Source organism: Pseudomonas sp. ANT_H12B, assembly GCF_008369325.1.
GTDB lineage: Bacteria > Pseudomonadota > Gammaproteobacteria > Pseudomonadales > Pseudomonadaceae > Aquipseudomonas.
In genome coordinates, this window is sequence record NZ_VOBI01000002.1 from 128,912 (window position 1) to 145,325 (window position 16,414).

At 60.0% G+C, this 16,414-nt stretch carries 17 protein-coding genes and 1 other RNA gene; 11 read left to right on the forward strand and 7 right to left on the reverse strand.

What is annotated here, in order from left to right; all coding sequences use genetic code 11:
* The first annotated feature begins 179 nt into the window (after positions 1 to 179).
* Positions 180 to 332, forward strand: coding sequence for a hypothetical protein (locus FQ185_RS03475; protein WP_007942433.1), 153 nt, complete (start codon positions 180 to 182; stop codon positions 330 to 332).
* Positions 333 to 366: 34 nt separating this feature from the next.
* On the opposite strand, the gene FQ185_RS03480 is transcribed toward FQ185_RS03475, so the two are convergent.
* The 4 genes from FQ185_RS03480 to FQ185_RS03495 form a co-directional block, all read right to left on the reverse strand.
* Positions 367 to 972, reverse strand: coding sequence for a 5-formyltetrahydrofolate cyclo-ligase (locus tag FQ185_RS03480; protein ID WP_149416263.1), 606 nt, complete (start codon positions 970 to 972; stop codon positions 367 to 369).
* 86 nt (positions 973 to 1,058) lie between these two features.
* Positions 1,059 to 1,237: non-coding RNA, 6S RNA (gene ssrS, locus FQ185_RS03485), on the reverse strand.
* A gap of 30 nt (positions 1,238 to 1,267) precedes the next feature.
* Positions 1,268 to 1,585 (reverse strand): cell division protein ZapA, encoded by a 318-nt coding sequence (locus tag FQ185_RS03490; RefSeq protein WP_007942435.1) that lies wholly within the window; start codon positions 1,583 to 1,585, stop codon positions 1,268 to 1,270.
* The gene (locus FQ185_RS03495) at positions 1,582 to 1,791 is read right to left on the reverse strand and encodes a TIGR02449 family protein (protein ID WP_003213954.1); all 210 of its coding nucleotides are present in this window, start codon (positions 1,789 to 1,791) and stop codon (positions 1,582 to 1,584) included. The genes FQ185_RS03490 and FQ185_RS03495 overlap by 4 nt, the downstream gene beginning before the upstream one ends.
* Before the next feature lie 128 nt (positions 1,792 to 1,919).
* Here FQ185_RS03495 and FQ185_RS03500 point away from each other — a divergent pair, with 128 nt between their 5' ends.
* From FQ185_RS03500 to gcvP, 10 genes are all read left to right on the forward strand, one after another.
* Positions 1,920 to 2,480, forward strand: a complete 561-nt coding sequence (locus tag FQ185_RS03500) for a YecA family protein (protein ID WP_149416264.1) — start codon at positions 1,920 to 1,922, stop codon at positions 2,478 to 2,480.
* 27 nt (positions 2,481 to 2,507) lie between these two features.
* Positions 2,508 to 3,842 carry a Xaa-Pro aminopeptidase gene (gene pepP / locus FQ185_RS03505; RefSeq protein ID WP_149416265.1) on the forward strand — a complete coding sequence of 445 codons (1,335 nt, stop codon included), beginning with the start codon at positions 2,508 to 2,510 and terminating at the stop codon, positions 3,840 to 3,842.
* A complete protein-coding gene (gene ubiH, locus FQ185_RS03510; protein ID WP_149416266.1) occupies positions 3,839 to 5,026 on the forward strand; it encodes a 2-octaprenyl-6-methoxyphenyl hydroxylase in 1,188 nt (395 codons plus the stop codon). Before pepP ends, ubiH begins: the two co-directional genes overlap by 4 nt.
* Positions 5,019 to 5,504, forward strand: coding sequence for a DUF4442 domain-containing protein (locus FQ185_RS03515; protein ID WP_149416267.1), 486 nt, complete (start codon positions 5,019 to 5,021; stop codon positions 5,502 to 5,504). The genes ubiH and FQ185_RS03515 overlap by 8 nt, the downstream gene beginning before the upstream one ends.
* A 9-nt stretch (positions 5,505 to 5,513) precedes the next feature.
* Positions 5,514 to 6,731, forward strand: a complete 1,218-nt coding sequence (locus FQ185_RS03520) for a 2-octaprenyl-3-methyl-6-methoxy-1,4-benzoquinol hydroxylase (RefSeq protein ID WP_178113490.1) — start codon at positions 5,514 to 5,516, stop codon at positions 6,729 to 6,731.
* A gap of 249 nt (positions 6,732 to 6,980) precedes the next feature.
* The gene (locus FQ185_RS03530) at positions 6,981 to 7,985 is read left to right on the forward strand and encodes an extracellular solute-binding protein (RefSeq protein ID WP_149416269.1); all 1,005 of its coding nucleotides are present in this window, start codon (positions 6,981 to 6,983) and stop codon (positions 7,983 to 7,985) included.
* 172 nt (positions 7,986 to 8,157) lie between these two features.
* A complete protein-coding gene (locus tag FQ185_RS03535) occupies positions 8,158 to 9,774 on the forward strand; it encodes an iron ABC transporter permease (RefSeq protein WP_149416270.1) in 1,617 nt (538 codons plus the stop codon).
* A 155-nt stretch (positions 9,775 to 9,929) separates the two neighbouring features.
* Positions 9,930 to 11,012 carry a glycine cleavage system aminomethyltransferase GcvT gene (gene gcvT, locus FQ185_RS03540; protein ID WP_149416271.1) on the forward strand — a complete coding sequence of 361 codons (1,083 nt, stop codon included), beginning with the start codon at positions 9,930 to 9,932 and terminating at the stop codon, positions 11,010 to 11,012.
* A 50-nt stretch (positions 11,013 to 11,062) separates the two neighbouring features.
* Complete coding sequence (gcvH, locus tag FQ185_RS03545; protein ID WP_149416272.1) at positions 11,063 to 11,446, forward strand: glycine cleavage system protein GcvH; 384 nt, start codon at positions 11,063 to 11,065, stop codon at positions 11,444 to 11,446.
* Positions 11,447 to 11,644: 198 nt separating this feature from the next.
* Positions 11,645 to 14,518, forward strand: a complete 2,874-nt coding sequence (gene gcvP / locus FQ185_RS03550; protein ID WP_149416273.1) for an aminomethyl-transferring glycine dehydrogenase — start codon at positions 11,645 to 11,647, stop codon at positions 14,516 to 14,518.
* A 112-nt stretch (positions 14,519 to 14,630) separates the two neighbouring features.
* Here the strand turns inward: gcvP and FQ185_RS03555 are convergent, their stop codons facing one another.
* The 3 genes from FQ185_RS03555 to FQ185_RS03565 all read right to left on the reverse strand — a co-directional run bounded on the left by FQ185_RS03555 (position 14,631) and on the right by FQ185_RS03565 (position 16,394).
* A complete protein-coding gene (locus FQ185_RS03555; protein WP_149416274.1) occupies positions 14,631 to 14,948 on the reverse strand; it encodes a DUF2388 domain-containing protein in 318 nt (105 codons plus the stop codon).
* Between the two features lie 67 nt (positions 14,949 to 15,015).
* Positions 15,016 to 15,465 carry an NfeD family protein gene (locus tag FQ185_RS03560; protein ID WP_149416275.1) on the reverse strand — a complete coding sequence of 150 codons (450 nt, stop codon included), beginning with the start codon at positions 15,463 to 15,465 and terminating at the stop codon, positions 15,016 to 15,018.
* A gap of 8 nt (positions 15,466 to 15,473) precedes the next feature.
* Positions 15,474 to 16,394, reverse strand: a complete 921-nt coding sequence (locus tag FQ185_RS03565) for an SPFH domain-containing protein (protein ID WP_149416276.1) — start codon at positions 16,392 to 16,394, stop codon at positions 15,474 to 15,476.
* Positions 16,395 to 16,414: the final 20 nt, after the last annotated feature.

The window sequence follows — 16,414 nt, forward strand, 5'->3', positions numbered from 1 at the left end:
AATGGGCAAGTTGTCCGGCAATTTTATGACAAACCGACAGTCGGTTGACGCCAGTGTTTGCGTGTAGGTTCACGTTGTCGCAGAATGCCGGCCTTCTAAGCTTGACGCTGCTGCACGGCCTACACCTACAACGGAAACCGCTGCTGTCATCGTGTTGATGTGCCTTTGGGGGGCAATCGATGAAACGCAAACCGGATTTACTATGGATTTTGGTTATTTTGTTCGGCCTCGGCGTCGTGACCACCGGCTATGCCCAAAGCCTATGGAACAACAAGACCGACGCGCCGATCGAGATCGCTCAGCAACAGCAGCCGTCGGCCTTCAAGCGCTGATCTGTATTTTCGACGCCGCTGATTGCAGTGGCGTTTAGCCCGCGTAATACCATGCCTTGTCTGTCACCGTTCCTTGCAACGGCACATCCCAGCTCGCCTGAGCCAATCGCTCGACCTTCTGACATTCATGGGCCAGACCCAATAACGTCGGCTTGCGCCAGTTTTTGCGCCGCGCCAAATAGGCCAGGCTTCGGTCGTAGAAGCCGCCGCCCATGCCCAGGCGTCCGCCAACGTCGTCAAACCCAACCAATGGCAACAACACTAAGTCCAGCGCCCAGACTTTACGTTGCCGGGCGAGGTTGTGCCTGGGTTCGAGAATTCGGAAACGGTTGGGTTTGAGTTTCTCGCCGGGGCGAATCCGCTGGAACACCATTTTGGTTCGCGGCCAGGCACTGAGCACCGGCAGATAAGTGGCCTTGCCCCGACGTTGAGCGGCACGCAGCAGCACGCGCGGATCGATTTCACCGTCGGTGGGCAGATAGAGGGAGATGTGTTTAGCGCGGCGAAACAATGGCTGCTGGGCCAATTGTTTATACAGCCCGCGAGCAGCCTGGCGCTGTTGACTGGGGGTCAATGCGCGGCGGGCCTTGCGCAGCATGCGTCGAAGTTGCGGGCGGGGCAGCAGCGCAGGTTCGGTCATGGATTCGGGCTTCGGCAGTGCGGGTACATAAAGCGTACCCGTAAAAAAGCCGACGCCGGTATTTAAACCGGCATCGGACTGGAATCAGGCTCCCCGGATGAACCGCTGCTGACTTAGCCCTTGAACCCGAAAGTTCAAGGTGGAAGATGCAGTAGGCTTTAAGGCTTTCCGTCTAGCGGACATGCACACCAGCCCAACGTGCAACTTCCAGGGTAGTGCGAATCGGCTCAGGGACGTGGTCAACTGGCAAGCACCCCAGGGAGTGATGCGAGTATACCCCAAGCGGTTTCGCGTTTCAGCCCTTGGTGACGTCCGGATCGGTTGCGAGCACCAGATCGACGCGATCCAGCAGGTCGCGAACCTGCTCACGGGTCGAGCCGCTGGCCTGTACATCCGGACGTTCTTCCTTGTGCAGGAGATCGTGCGTGATGTTCAGCGCGGCCATTACGGCGATGCGATCGGCGCCGATGACTTTGCCGCTGCTGCGGATTTCGCGCATCTTGCCGTCCAGGTAACGGGCTGCGCTCACCAGGTTGCTGCGCTCTTCCTGAGGGCAGATGATCGAATATTCTTTATCGAGGATCTGCACGGTAACGCTATTGCTTGAACTCATGAGTCTTGCTCCAGGGCCTTGAGGCGCGAAATCATTGATTCGACCTTACGCCGGGCGATTTCGTTCTTTTCAATGAGGTGAGCGCGTTCCTCGCGCCAGGTCTTTTCCTGAGCTAATAGGAGTCCGTTTTGACTCTTTAGTTGCTCGACGCGGTTAATTAGCAGTTCGAGTCTGGCCATCAGCGCTTGCAGGTCGGTGTCTTCCATTGTGTCCACTGAATTTGTGCTTGATGAGTGGTAGCTGGCGGACAGCCTTTAATAGTCTTGGCGAGTCTGTCGATGTAGGATACAAGGCCTTCATTCTAGACATAGCGCCGTCTGGCGCCTAGCTGCCCATGCCCATTCAGAATTCCCCGTACCAAGCCTTCGCCACACTGCTGACTTCCAGCGGTCATAACGTCTCGCCTGCCGAACTGCATGGCCTGCTGCTCGGCCGCAGTTGCGCCGGTGCCGGCTTCGATGCCGAAGGCTGGCTGATCGATGCCGCCGAACTGCTCGAAAGCGAGCCGCAGGATAATGTCCGCAACGCCCTGATCGGCTTGCAGGAGATGGTCAAGGGCGAGCTTACCGGCGACGACGTGACAGTCGTTCTGCTGCTGCCGACTGATGACGAACCACTGGCTGACCGTGCCGCTGCGCTGGGCGAATGGTGCCAGGGCTTCCTCAGCGGTTTCGGCCTCAACTGCCGAGACAGCAGCATGCTGAGCACCGAGGCCACCGAAGTGTTGCAGGATCTGGCGGCCATTTCTCAGGTGCAAGATGCCCTGGAAGAGTCCGAAGACGGCGAAAGCGACTACATGGAAGTGATGGAGTATCTGCGCGTCGCGCCGCTGCTGCTGTTCACCGAGACCAAAAAACCGGCCGAGTCGGCTGTCGCCAAACCGTCGTTGCATTAATCGCGAGCCAGGAAAAGCCATCTGCCCATGATTCATATCCCGAAATCGGAATACAGCCGTCGCCGCAAGGCCTTGATGGCGCAGATGGAACCCAACAGCATTGCCATTCTGCCCGCCGCCGCGGTTGCCATCCGCAACCGTGATGTCGAGCATGTCTACCGCCAGGACAGCGATTTCCAGTACCTCAGCGGCTTTCCCGAGCCTCAGGCGGTCATCGTGTTGATGCCGGGTCGTTTACATGGCGAATACATTCTGTTCTGCCGTGAACGCAACGCCGAGCGAGAGTTGTGGGACGGCCTGCGCGCCGGACAGGAAGGCGCGATCCGCGACTTCGGCGCCGACGATGCATTCCCCATCACCGACATCGACGACATCCTGCCGGGCCTGATCGAAGGCCGCGACCGGGTGTATTCGGCGATGGGCAGCAACCCGGAATTCGACCGGCACCTGATGGACTGGATCAACGTGATCCGCTCTAAAGCGCACCTCGGCGCCCAGCCGCCGAACGAATTCGTTGCCCTGGATCATCTGCTTCACGACATGCGCCTGTATAAATCGGCGGCAGAAGTGAAGGTGATGCGTGAAGCCGCACGGATTTCCGCCCAGGCACACATCCGCGCGATGCAGGCGAGCCGGGCCGGGCTGCATGAGTTCAGCCTGGAAGCCGAACTCGATTACGAGTTTCGCAAGGGCGGGGCGAAGATGCCGGCCTACGGTTCGATTGTCGCGTCGGGGCGCAACAGCTGCATCCTGCATTACCAGCAGAATGACGCGGTGCTCAAGGACGGCGATCTGGTGTTGATCGATGCCGGTTGCGAGATCGATTGCTACGCCAGCGACATCACCCGCACCTGGCCGGTCAACGGCAAGTATTCAGCGGAACAGAAGGCGATTTACGAGTTGGTGCTGGCCTCACAAGAAGCCGCGTTTACCGAAATTGCCCCGAACAAACACTGGAATCAGGCCCACGAAGCCACAGTCCGGGTGATTACCACCGGTCTGGTGAAGTTGGGCCTGTTGCAGGGCGACGTCGACGAGTTGATCGCCAGCGAAGCCTATAAGGCGTTTTACATGCACCGCGCCGGCCACTGGCTGGGCATGGATGTGCACGATGTCGGCGAATACAAGGTCGGCGGCGAATGGCGCGTGCTGGAAGTCGGCATGGCGCTGACCGTGGAACCGGGCATCTACATTGCTCCGGGCAACCAGAACGTAGCGAAGAAATGGCGCGGCATTGGCGTGCGCATCGAGGACGACGTAGTGGTCACCAAAACCGGCTGTGAAATCCTGACCAAAGGTGTGCCGAAAACGGTCGCCGATATCGAGGCCTTGATGGCTGCCGCACGGACACAAGCGGCATGAGTCGAGTCAATCTGGCAATCATCGGTGGCGGTCTGGTTGGTGCAAGTCTGGCGCTGGCGTTGCAAGCCGGGGCCAAGGCTCGTGGCTGGAAGATCGTACTGATCGAACCGTTCGCGCCTGGCGATACCTATCAACCGAGCTATGACGCCCGTTCTTCGGCGTTGTCGTACGGCGCCAAGCAGATTTATCAACGGTTGGGCGTGTGGCAGGAAATCTCCCGCCGCGCCGAGCCGATCAAGCAGATTCATGTCTCCGACCGTGGACGCTTCTCCACCGCGCGACTGTCGGCGATGGAGGAGGGCGTTCCGGCGCTGGGTTATGTGGTGGAAAACGCCTGGCTCGGTCAATGCCTCTGGCAAGGTCTGGACAAGGACGTGATCAGCTGGCGTTGCCCGGCGGAAGTCACGCGCATGGAGCCGCTGATCGATGGCTATCGCCTGACCCTCAACGATGAAACCCTTGTGGAATGCGACCTCGCGGTGCTCGCTGATGGCGGCCGTTCCGGCCTGCGCGAGCAACTGGGGATTGGCATCAAAAAGCGTCCGTACAACCAGAGCGCTCTGATCGCCAACATCACCCCAAGTGAAGCGCACAACGGCATGGCCTTCGAGCGTTTCACCGATGACGGCCCGATGGCCTTGCTGCCGTTGCCGGAAAACCGCTGCGCACTGGTCTGGACCCGTCAGGGAATGGATGCACAACGGCTGGCGGCCCTTGATGAACGCAGCTTCCTCAGCGAATTGCAGGGCGTGTTCGGCTATCGGCTCGGCACGTTAAAGCAGGTTGGCGCGCGAAATCTGTATCCACTTTCGCTGATCGAAGCCGAAGAACAAGTGCGTCCACATCTGGCGATTCTCGGCAATGCTGCCCACAGCCTGCACCCGATTGCAGGGCAAGGTTTCAACCTGTCTTTGCGTGATGCTCAAGCGCTGGCCGATGCGTTGCTGGCCAGCGAAACAGCTCCCGGCGACTTTGCGACCTTACAGGCTTACCGCGAGCGTCAGCGTCTGGATCAGAACCTGACCGTGGGTTTCTCCGATCAGGTCACCCGTTTGTTCGGCAGCACTCAACCGTTGGTTTCCCTGGGCCGCAACATCGGTCTGCTCGGGCTGGACCTGTTGCCGCAGGCCAAACGCTGGTTCGCGCGGCAGGCCATGGGTTTGGGTACGCGTCCCGATGCTTAAGTGGCTGACCAACAAGTTCGGCAAGGCGCGATTGATGTGTTGGGCGATGAGCTTCTACCCGCCGTACCTCGGCGCCGGGGTCCGAGTGAGATACATCAGTGATGATTTCCGTGACATCAAAGTGTCCATGGGCTTGGGCTGGTACAACCGAAATTACGTCGGCACCCAGTTCGGTGGCAGCCTGTACTCGATGGTTGATCCGTTCTACATGCTGATGTTGCTGGAAAACCTCGGACCGAAATACATCGTCTGGGACAAAGCCGCCGACATCGATTTCATCGCGCCGGGCAAAGGCCCGGTATTCGCCAGCTTCAGAATCGACGATACCTTGCTCGACGAGATCCGTCGGCAGACAGCGGATGGCGAAAAGTACCTGCCGCAATTGCAGGTCGATATTCATGACGGCGCCGGCACCTTGGTGGCGCGGGTCGGAAAAACCCTTTACGTGCGGCTCAAGCCGCAAGCGAGACAGGCTTAAAGCATGGAAATGCGCGCAGATCTGCTGATTGTCGGGGCGGGAATGGTCGGCAGCGCCCTGGCGCTGGCGTTGCAGGACAGCGGGCTGGAAGTCCTGCTGCTGGACGGCAGCCCCATGAGTGTCAAACCCTTCGATGTTCAGGCTTCGTTCGAGCCGCGAGTGAGCGCCTTGTCGGCCGCCAGCCAGCGAATTCTTGAGCGCCTTGGCGTGTGGGACGGCATCGCCAACCGGCGCAGCAGCCCTTACACCGACATGCACGTCTGGGACGGCAGCGGCACCGGGCAGATTCATTTCTCGGCGGGCACCGTGCACGCCGACGTGCTGGGGCATATCGTCGAGAACCGCGTGGTCCAGGATGCCTTGCTCGATCGTTTGCATGACTGTGACCTCGGGATGCTGGCGAATGCGCGCCTGGAGCAGATACGCCGCTCGGGTGATGACTGGCTGCTGACCCTCGCCGATGGCCGCACCTTGCGTGCACCGCTGGTGATCGCGGCGGACGGCGCCAACTCGGCGGTACGGCGCCTGACCGGCGTGGCGACTCGCGAGTGGGATTACCTGCACCACGCGATCGTCACCAGTGTGCGCAGTTCCAAGCCTCATCAGATGACAGCCTGGCAGCGATTCACCGACAACGGTCCTCTGGCGTTCCTGCCGCTGGAGCGGGACGGTCAGCAGGATTGGTGTTCGATCGTCTGGTCGACCACGCCGAGTGAAGCCGAGCGCTTGATGGCGCTGGATGACGAAGGTTTCTGCCGGGAGCTGGAGCGCGCCTTCGAAGGCCGGCTCGGCACGGTGCTCAGCGCCGACCCGCGTCTGTGCGTACCGCTGCGTCAGCGTCATGCCAAGCGTTATGTGGCTGAAGGCCTGGCACTGATCGGTGACGCGGCGCACACCATTCACCCATTGGCCGGGCAGGGCGTGAACCTTGGTTTTCTCGATGCCGCCGTGCTGGCCGAAGTGTTGCTGCAAGCGGCCGCACGTGGTGAGCGCCTGGCGGATGTGAAAGTGCTTAGTCGTTACGAGCGTCGGCGCATGCCACACAATCTGGCGCTGATGGCGGCGATGGAAGGCTTCGAGCGACTGTTCCAGGCCGATCCGTTGCCGGTGCGCTGGTTGCGTAATGCCGGGTTGAAGATGGTCGATCAGATGCCTGAAGCCAAGGCGTTGTTTGTGCGTGAAGCGTTGGGGTTGACCGGGGATTTGCCGGCACTGGCCAAGGCCTGAGATTTTCGCTGGGGCTGATGGCCCCTTCGCGGGCAAGCCCGCTCCCACAAGGATTCGGGTGATCACAACATTATGTGTGAACACTGGAGATCCCTGTGGGAGCGGGCTTGCCCGCGAAAGGGCTGGTACAGCCACCACATATTTCAAGCCGTGCAACATCTGGTAACTCCTCCGCAAACTGTTCGATTGAGAAGCTAAATGTGAGTCCATATCATTTGGCCTCAAATTCCCCATCGAGAGATCGCGCCCATGTTGGTACCGAAGCGTCTACTGACCGCGCTAGCCCTGACCCTGATTGGCAGCACCGCTGCCCAGGCCGCTGACGAGGTGGTGGTTTACTCCTCGCGTATCGACGAGCTGATCAAACCGGTTTTCGATGCCTATACCGCGAAAACCGGCGTGCAGGTGAAGTTCATCACCGACAAGGAAGCGCCGCTGATGCAGCGGATCAAGGCCGAGGGCGAGAACGCCACCGCGGACCTGCTGCTGACCGTTGATGCCGGCAACCTCTGGCAGGCCGAGCAAATGGGCATCCTGCAGCCGTTCACCTCCAAGGTGATCGACGCCAACATCCCGCTGCAATATCGCTCCTCCGCCCATGCCTGGACTGGCCTGAGCCTGCGGGCGCGGACCATCGCCTACTCCACTGAGCGGGTGAAGCCGGGCGAGTTGACCACCTACGAAGGTCTGGCCGACAAGAACTGGGAAGGTCGCCTGTGCCTGCGTACGTCGAAGAAGGTCTACAACCAGTCCCTGACTGCCACCATGATCGAAGTCCACGGCGCCGACAAAACCGAGAAAATTCTCAAGGGTTGGGTCAACAACCTGTCCACCGACGTGTTCTCCGATGACGTCGCGGTGCTGGAAGCAATCAACGCGGGCCAGTGCGACGTCGGCATCGTCAACACTTACTACTACGGTCGCCTGCACAAGCAGAAGCCTGACCTGGCGGTGAAGCTGTTCTGGCCGAACCAGAGTGATCGTGGTGTACACGTGAACCTGTCGGGCATCGGCCTGACCAAGCACGCGCCACACCCGCAAGCCGCCAAAGCCCTGGTTGAGTGGATGACTACCCCTGAAGCGCAGAAAATCTTCGCTGACGTGAACCAGGAATTCCCGGCCAATCCTGCGGTGCAGCCGTCCGCGGAAGTCGCAGCCTGGGGCAAGTTTGTCGCCGATACATTGCCTGTGGAAATTGCCGGCAAGCGTCAGGCCGAAGCGATTCGCATGATGGATCGGGCTGGCTGGAACTGAAGCCACCGTTATACTGCGCGCCTTTGTGACACTGATCGTTCCCACGCTCTGCGTGGGAATGCATCTACCGGCGCTCCGCGTCGAAGCGTGACGCAGAGCGTCACAACATGTGTGCCCACGCAGAGCGTGGGCACAATCATTTCTATTGATTCACACCGCTGAGAGCTTTTCCTTGGCCCACCCCGCCCAACGCCGCTGGTACCCCCTGGTCTTCGCCATTGCTGCGCTGGTCCTGCTACCCCTGAGTGTCCTGTTTTTTTCCTGGCAAACCATCGATCAACAGATCTGGTCCCACCTCTGGGAAACCCAGATGCCGCGCCTGCTGGGCAACACTCTGACCCTGGTGCTCGGCGTGGGGATCGGCGTAACGCTCTTGGGCGTAAGCCTCGCCTGGCTCACCAGCCTTTGTGAGTTCCCCGGCCGGCGCTGGCTGGATTGGGCGTTGATGCTGCCATTCGCGATTCCCGCGTACGTGCTGGCATTCGTCTTCGTCGGTTTGCTGGATTTCGCCGGCCCCGTACAAACCCTGATGCGTGAATGGTTCGGCACCGGCCTGAGGCTGCCACGAGTGCGCTCCACCGGCGGTGTCATTCTGGTCCTGGTGCTGGTCTTCTATCCCTACGTTTACCTGCTGGCTCGCACCGCGTTCCTGGCCCAGGGCAAAGGCCTGATGGAAGCGGCGCGAGTCCTTGGGCAATCCCCGTGGCAAGCGTTCTGGCGAGTCGCCTTGCCCATGGCGCGACCGGCCATTGGTGCTGGTGTGGCGTTAGCGCTGATGGAAACCCTGGCGGATTTCGGCGCGGTGTCGGTGTTCAACTTCGACACATTCACCACCGCCATCTACAAAACCTGGTACGGGTTTTTCAGCCTGTCCACCGCCGCACAACTGGCCAGCCTGTTGCTGCTGGTGGTGATGGTCGTGTTGTACGGCGAGCGTCGAGCGCGCGGGGCCAACCGGGCGAGTAATGAACGACCAAGGGTCAAGGCGCTGTATCACCTGCGTGGCTTCAAAGCATGGGCGGCGATGAGTTGGTGCGGTCTGGTATTCGCCTGCGCCTTCGTCATTCCGATGCTGCAACTGGTGGTGTGGTTCTGGCAGCGCGGGCGCTTCGATCTGGATGAGCGTTACGCCGGGCTGATTGTTCATACCTTGTACCTGGGCGGCATAGCGGCGTTGATTACCGTCGGCGTTGCCCTGGTGCTGGCGTTTGCTCGACGACAGGCGCCGACCCGGGTGATCCGCTCCGGCATCAGCCTGGCCAACCTCGGCTACGCCTTGCCGGGGTCGGTGCTGGCGGTGTCGATCATGCTGGCGTTCAGTTATCTGGATCGAGAACTGGTGATTCCGGTCTCGGGTTGGCTTGGCGGGGCCGGTAAACCTTTGCTCCTGGGCAGTTTGTCGGCATTGCTGCTGGCCTATCTGGTGCGTTTCATCGCGGTGGCTTACGGGCCGCTGGAAAGCAGTCTGGCGCGAATACGGCCATCTTTGCCCGAAGCAGCACGTAGCCTTGGCGTCGGTGGGCCACGACTGTTTTTCAAAGTGTATCTGCCGTTATTGCTGCCAGGAACGTTGAGCGCTGCGTTGCTGGTGTTCGTCGATGTGCTCAAGGAAATGCCCGCGACCCTGCTGATGCGCCCGTTTGGCTGGGATACGCTGGCGGTGCGGATCTTCGAAATGACCAGTGAAGGTGAATGGGCGAGGGCGTCGTTGCCTGCCCTGACTCTGGTTTTGGTCGGGCTATTACCGGTCATCGGATTGATTCGACGTTCGGCGCATCGAAACACCTAGGTGTCAGTCCTACACCTTGAGGCTACAATGCGCGGCATTCGGTGCGGTCCGTCTGACAGACCCGGTAGCTGAAATCGGCTGAAAGCCTTTTATTTCAAGGCTTCCAGCCCATACGGCACCTGCCGCACCTTCGCCACGCCCGGAAGGAGAAACCCATGGGACAGCGTACGCCTCTGTATGACCTTCACCTCGCTCTTGGCGCGAAGATGGTCGATTTTGGCGGTTGGGATATGCCTTTACATTACGGCTCGCAGGTTGAGGAACACCATCAGGTGCGCCGCGATTGCGGAGTTTTCGATGTATCCCACATGACCGTGATCGATGTCAGTGGCTCTCAGGCCAAGGCCTGGCTTCAGCATTTGCTGGCCAATGACGTCGAACGCCTGCACAGCCCCGGCCGTGCCTTGTACAGCACCATGCTCAATGAGCGCGGCGGCATCGTCGACGACATGATCGTCTACCGCCTCGACGACGGTTATCGTCTGGTGGTCAACGCCTCCACCCGCAATCAGGACCTCGCCTGGATGCAGGCTCACCTCGATGGTTTCGATGTGCAGCTCAACGAGCGCTCCGAGTTGGCGATGCTGGCCATTCAAGGACCCCAGGCCCGGCACAAAATCTCCGAGCTGGTGACCCAGTCCCGCGGCAACCTGATTCAGATGCTCAAGCCTTTCGAAGGTCAGGCCGACGGCGACTGGTTTATCGCGCGCACCGGTTACACCGGCGAAGATGGCCTGGAAATCGTTCTGCCAGCCGATCAAGCGCCAGGATTCTTCAACGATCTGGTGGGCGCGGGCATCTCGCCGATCGGTCTGGGGGCACGCGATACTCTGCGGGTCGAAGCCGGCATGAACCTCTACGGTCAGGACATTCATCAGGACGTTTCACCGCTCGCCTCCAACATGGCCTGGAGCATTGCCTGGGAACCGGCCACTCGTCAGTTCATCGGTCGCACTGCGCTGGAAGCCGAACGGGCCGGTGGCGTACAGCACAAACTGGTGGGTCTGGTCCTTGAGGAGCGTGGGGTTTTGCGTGCTCATCAAGTGGTCCGCATCGCCAATGTTGGCGAAGGGGAGATCACCAGTGGTAGTTTCTCTCCTACGCTTAGCAAGTCGATAGCACTGGCGCGCGTGCCGATGGCAACTGCCGACCGCGCAGAAGTGGAAATCCGTGGCAAGTGGTACCCGGTTCGAGTGGTCAAACCGACCTTCGTACGCCATGGCAAAACCTTGATCTAACCTTTTTTGGCGGGCAACGACCGCTGACATTTTTCTTGAGGACACAGAACATGAGCGATATCCCTGCCGACCTGCGTTTTGCCGAAAGTCACGAATGGGCCCGCCTGGAAGCCGATGGCACCGTCACCGTGGGCATCAGCGATCACGCTCAGGAAGCCTTGGGCGATGTGGTGTTCGTTGAGCTGACCGAAGTCGGAAAAGTCTTCGCTGCCGGTGATCAATCCGGTGTGGTGGAGTCGGTTAAAGCCGCTTCGGACATCTACTCCCCGGTTGCCGGCGAAGTGATTGCCATCAACGAAGAACTGAGCGGCAACCCTGAGTTGCTCAACTCCGACCCGTACGGTGCGTGGATCTTCAAGCTCAAGCCAAGCAACACTGGCGATCTGGACAAGCTGCTCGATGCAGCTGGCTACAAGGCCGCCATCGGCGAGTAAGCCTCAAGCGTCATCCCCAAAGCCCCGACTTGTCGGGGCTTTTTTTCGCCTGACGAATTTTCCCCTTGTGGGAGCGAGCCTGCTCGCTCCCACAGGGTAAGTGTCGACCTTGCCCAAAGGTTCGCTGTCGGCATCGACTGCTATGCTGGTTTGACCGAGTTGCATCGACGTTGAGCGCCAGTCAAGAGAGAGCCCGTCATGTCCCAGTTGCCGTCCTTGAGCCAGTTACGCGACCCCAATGCCTTTCTTCGCCGCCACCTTGGGCCCGATGCCGCCGAGCAACAGGCGATGCTCGACAGCCTCGGCCTCGGCAGCCGGGTCGAGTTGATCGAGCAGACGGTGCCGCCGGGAATCCGCCTGAACAGGCCGCTCGATCTGCCACCCGCCCTCGATGAAGAAGCCGCGCTGGCCAAGCTTCGCGCTTACGCCGAGCAGAACCAGGTCTGGACCAGCCTGATCGGCATGGGCTACCACGCCACCCTCACCCCGCCTGTTATTGTGCGCAACGTGCTGGAAAATCCCGGCTGGTACACCGCCTACACGCCCTATCAACCGGAGATCGCCCAAGGGCGGCTCGAAGCGTTGCTCAACTTCCAGCAATTGACCATCGACCTCACGGGCCTGGAACTGGCCAACGCCTCGCTGCTGGATGAAGCGACCGCCGCGGCGGAAGCCATGGCGCTGGCCAAGCGTGTCGCCAAGTCCAGGAGCAATCTGTTCTTCGTCGACGAAAACTGTCATCCGCAGACGATTTCCGTGGTGCAGACCCGAGCAGAAGGATTCGGCTTCGAGCTGATCATCGATGCTGTGGATAACTTGAAGCAGCACAAGGTGTTCGGCGCGTTGCTGCAGTATCCCGACACTCACGGTGAGATCCGCGACCTTCGCCCATTGATTGATCATCTGCATGCTCAGCAAGCCCTGGCCTGCGTCGCCACCGATCTGTTGAGCCTGCTATTGCTGACGCCTCCGGGGGAATTGGGCGCCGATGTGGTGTTCGGTTCATCCCAGCGTTTCGGCGTGCCCATGGGTTACGGCGGGCCTCACGCAGCGTTTTTCGCCAGTCGCGATGAGTACAAACGGGCGATTCCCGGGCGGATCATCGGTGTTTCGAAAGACGCTCGCGGTAACGTCGCCCTGCGCATGGCCCTGCAAACCCGCGAGCAACACATTCGCCGGGAGAAGGCTAACTCGAACATTTGCACCGCGCAGGTGCTGCTGGCCAACATTGCCAGTTTCTATGCGGTCTACCACGGTCCGGAAGGGCTCAAACGCATTGCCCAACGCGTCCATCGGCTGACCAGCATCCTCGCTGCTGGCCTGGAGCGCCACGGCATCACTCGCCTCAACACACACTTTTTCGACACGCTGACGCTGGAGGTCGGTGGTGCTCAGACGGCAATCATCGAAAGCGCCCAGGCCGCACAGATCAATTTACGCATTCTCGGGCGTGGGCAACTGGGGCTGAGCCTCGACGAAACCTCTGACGAATCCACCGTCGCGAAGTTGTTTGATGTGTTCCTCGGTGCCGATCATGGGCTTGACGTCGACGAACTGGACGCTGAAGCCCTTGCGGCCGGCATTCCCTCTGGTCTGCTGCGTACCTCGCCTTATTTGCGTCACCCGGTGTTCAACGCCCATCACAGCGAAACCGAGATGCTGCGTTACCTCAAGCAACTGGAGAACAAGGACCTTGCCCTTAACCAGTCAATGATTCCGCTGGGCTCCTGCACCATGAAGCTCAACGCCACCAGCGAGATGATCCCCATCACCTGGCCGCAATTCGCCAACCTGCACCCGTTCGTGCCGAAAGAGCAGGCAGTCGGTTACTCATTGATGATCGAAGAACTGGAGCGTTGGCTCTGCGCGATTACCGGTTTCGACGCGATCTGCATGCAACCCAACTCAGGTGCTCAGGGTGAATACGCCGGGCTGCTGGCGATCCGCAAATACCACGAGAGCCGCCATCAAGGGACGCGAGATATCTGCCTGATCCCGTCCTCGGCTCACGGCACCAACCCGGCTTCGGCGCAAATGGCGGGCATGCGGGTGGTGATCGTCGATTGCGACGAGGCAGGTAACGTCGATCTGGATGACCTGAAAGGTAAAGCCGCGGAAGCAGGGGACAAACTTGCCTGCCTGATGGCGACTTATCCTTCGACTCACGGCGTGTACGAGGAAGGCATCAGCGAGATCTGTGAAGTTATCCACAGCCACGGCGGTCAGGTGTACATGGATGGCGCCAACCTCAACGCTCAGGTCGGACTGGCGCGGCCAGCGGACATTGGCGCCGACGTGTCGCACATGAACTTACACAAGACCTTCTGCATCCCTCATGGCGGAGGAGGGCCGGGCATGGGGCCAATTGGTGTGCGGGCGCATTTGGCGCCGTTCGTCGCCAATCATCCGGTCGTGCCGATCGAGGGGCCACTGCCGCAGAACGGCGCAGTCAGCGCAGCGCCCTGGGGTAGTGCGAGCATTCTGCCGATCAGCTGGATGTACATCGCCATGATGGGCCCGCAACTGGCGGACGCCAGCGAAGTGGCGATCCTCGCTGCGAATTACCTGGCGCAGCATTTGTCCGGTGCGTTCCCGGTGCTTTACACCGGGCGAAACGAGCGGGTGGCCCACGAGTGCATCCTCGATTTGCGGCCGCTCAAGGCGCTGACCGGGATCAGCGAGGAGGATGTTGCCAAGCGCTTGATGGACTACGGCTTCCATGCGCCGACCATGTCGTTCCCGGTGCCGGGCACGTTGATGGTCGAACCGACCGAGAGTGAATCGAAGGCGGAACTGGACCGTTTTATCGGGGCGATGCTGAGCATTCGCGCGGAAATCACCGAGGTGCAGAATGGCAACTGGTCGGCCGAGGACAACCCGCTGAAACGTTCGCCGCATACCTTGGCTGATATCACTGGAGTTTGGGAGCGGCCGTACAGCATCGAGCAGGCGGTAACGCCGGACGCTCACACCAAGGCGCACAAGTATTGGCCGGTGGTGAATCGGGTGGACAATGTTTACGGCGACCGCAATTTGTTCTGCGCCTGTGTCCCGGTGGATGAGTACCGCTGAGATTCCGTTCATATCTGACCCCTGTGGGAGCGGGCAAGCCCGCTCCCACAGGGTTTTGCGTTGGCAAAAAAATGCCGCTCATGTGAGCGGCATTTTTGTTCAGCTGAGAAACTTACTCGGAAGCAATGGCATTCTTCGCCAGGATCGCATTCGCCAATTCCATGTCCGTGGCCTGCAGGCCAGGGTTGTCGGCGCGGACTTTCTGCATCGCGGCTTCCAGGTACGGGCCGCGGATGCCACCGTCGCTGGCAACAAAGCTGCCTGCATCGTCCTGGGCGGCAACGATCAGCTTGTGATCCTTGAAGGTCAGGTAGGTCGAACCGGTGGTTGCACCGGAAGAGATGACGTTACGCCAAAAGCTATCGGCCATCGCCGAACCGACTGGAAGGGACAACAAGGCGATGGTAGCGACAGCAAATTTGAGACGCATGATGGGTGACTCCACTGGTTAACTACGGGGTTTGATTGCCAATCACCCAGTTGAGTTCAATCACGGCTCATTCCGTCGGTTCGACCAGCAGAATCGCCCCTTGCTGCCCGATCACCCGAACACGACTACCCTGCGCGGCGTCAGGCCCCCGGGCCATCCACACACCGTCGGCGACCTTGATCTTGCCGCGACCGTCGACAATTGCTTCGTGCACCACAAAGGTTTTGCCGACCAGTTCCTGGCCGCGCAGATTGAGGTTCGGCTGATCACTCTCCCGCACAGCGCTGCGCTGGCGCCTCCACCAATACAGCGCGGTAGCGATCGAGAGCAGGCCGAACAGCAAAAACTGCAATTCCCAAGACATGTCCGGTGCGACAAAAGTCAGCACACCTACGGCTGCAGCGGCCATGCCGATCCACAGTAGATAGCCGCCGGCCCCGAACACTTCGAGAATCAGCAGCACAGTGCCCAATGCCAGCCAGTCCCAGAACGATAAATGCTGCAGGAATGCCCACATATCGTGCCTCAGGCTTTCTTGTTATCGAACGTGGCTTTGACGATCTCGCCGATGCCGCCGACTGCGCCGATCATCGAACTGGCCTCGAGCGGCATCAGGATGACTTTGCTGTTGTTGGCCGAGGCCAGTTTGCCCAGCGCATCGATGTACTTCTGTGCGACGAAGTAGTTGACCGCCTGCACGTTGCCGCCAGCAATCGCTTCGGATACCACTTTGGTGGCCTGGGCTTCGGCTTCGGCTTGACGCTCACGGGCTTCAGCTTCAAGGAACGCCGCCTGACGGCCACCCTCGGCCTCCAGGATTTGCGCCTGCTTCTTGCCTTCGGCGGTCAGGATCGCAGCGGCACGCAGGCCCTCGGCCTCAAGGATTTGCGCACGCTTGATACGCTCGGCTTTCATCTGCCCGGACATGGCTGCCATCAGGTCAGCCGGCGGGCTGATGTCCTTGATCTCGATGCGGGTGATCTTGATGCCCCACGGTGCCGTGGCTTCGTCGACGGTGCGCAGCAGTTTTTCGTTGATCCCGTCGCGCTGGCTGAGCATCGCGTCGAGTTCCATGGAGCCGAGCACGGTACGAATGTTGGTTTGCAGCAGATTGCGAATCGCGTGTTCGAGGTTGTTGACCTCGTAGGCGGCCTGGGTGGTGTTGACCACCTGGAAGAAGCACACCGCATCGATCTGCACCGTGGCGTTATCGGCAGTGATGACTTCCTGGGGCGGAATATCCAGCACACTTTCCATGACGTTGATCTTGCGACCGATGCGGTCCATCACTGGAATGATGATGTTCAGGCCAGGCTTGAGGGTGTTGGTGTAACGGCCAAAACGCTCGACCGTCCACTGGTAACCCTGAGGCACAACCTTGAAACCCATGAACAGAATGGCGACCACGAGGCCGACAAAAAGTAAAAGCACGCTACCGATCTGCATAACAATTCCCTGTTGATCAA

Excerpts from the sequence above, each read along its gene's own strand:
- gcvP (WP_149416273.1), top strand. The coding sequence starts at position 11,645 with ATGTCCCAGTTGCCGTCCTTGAGCCAGTTACGCGACCCCAATGCCTTT.
- FQ185_RS03520 (WP_178113490.1), top strand. The coding sequence starts at position 5,514 with ATGCGCGCAGATCTGCTGATTGTCGGGGCGGGAATGGTCGGCAGCGCC.
- FQ185_RS03480 (WP_149416263.1), bottom strand. The coding sequence starts at position 972 with ATGACCGAACCTGCGCTGCTGCCCCGCCCGCAACTTCGACGCATGCTG.
- FQ185_RS03565 (WP_149416276.1), bottom strand. The coding sequence starts at position 16,394 with ATGCAGATCGGTAGCGTGCTTTTACTTTTTGTCGGCCTCGTGGTCGCC.
- FQ185_RS03560 (WP_149416275.1), bottom strand. The coding sequence starts at position 15,465 with ATGTGGGCATTCCTGCAGCATTTATCGTTCTGGGACTGGCTGGCATTG.
- FQ185_RS03475 (WP_007942433.1), top strand. The coding sequence starts at position 180 with ATGAAACGCAAACCGGATTTACTATGGATTTTGGTTATTTTGTTCGGC.
- FQ185_RS03495 (WP_003213954.1), bottom strand. The coding sequence starts at position 1,791 with ATGGAAGACACCGACCTGCAAGCGCTGATGGCCAGACTCGAACTGCTA.
- gcvT (WP_149416271.1), top strand. The coding sequence starts at position 9,930 with ATGGGACAGCGTACGCCTCTGTATGACCTTCACCTCGCTCTTGGCGCG.
- FQ185_RS03500 (WP_149416264.1), top strand. The coding sequence starts at position 1,920 with ATGCCCATTCAGAATTCCCCGTACCAAGCCTTCGCCACACTGCTGACT.
- gcvH (WP_149416272.1), top strand. The coding sequence starts at position 11,063 with ATGAGCGATATCCCTGCCGACCTGCGTTTTGCCGAAAGTCACGAATGG.
- FQ185_RS03530 (WP_149416269.1), top strand. The coding sequence starts at position 6,981 with ATGTTGGTACCGAAGCGTCTACTGACCGCGCTAGCCCTGACCCTGATT.
- FQ185_RS03555 (WP_149416274.1), bottom strand. The coding sequence starts at position 14,948 with ATGCGTCTCAAATTTGCTGTCGCTACCATCGCCTTGTTGTCCCTTCCA.
- FQ185_RS03515 (WP_149416267.1), top strand. The coding sequence starts at position 5,019 with ATGCTTAAGTGGCTGACCAACAAGTTCGGCAAGGCGCGATTGATGTGT.
- FQ185_RS03490 (WP_007942435.1), bottom strand. The coding sequence starts at position 1,585 with ATGAGTTCAAGCAATAGCGTTACCGTGCAGATCCTCGATAAAGAATAT.
- pepP (WP_149416265.1), top strand. The coding sequence starts at position 2,508 with ATGATTCATATCCCGAAATCGGAATACAGCCGTCGCCGCAAGGCCTTG.
- ubiH (WP_149416266.1), top strand. The coding sequence starts at position 3,839 with ATGAGTCGAGTCAATCTGGCAATCATCGGTGGCGGTCTGGTTGGTGCA.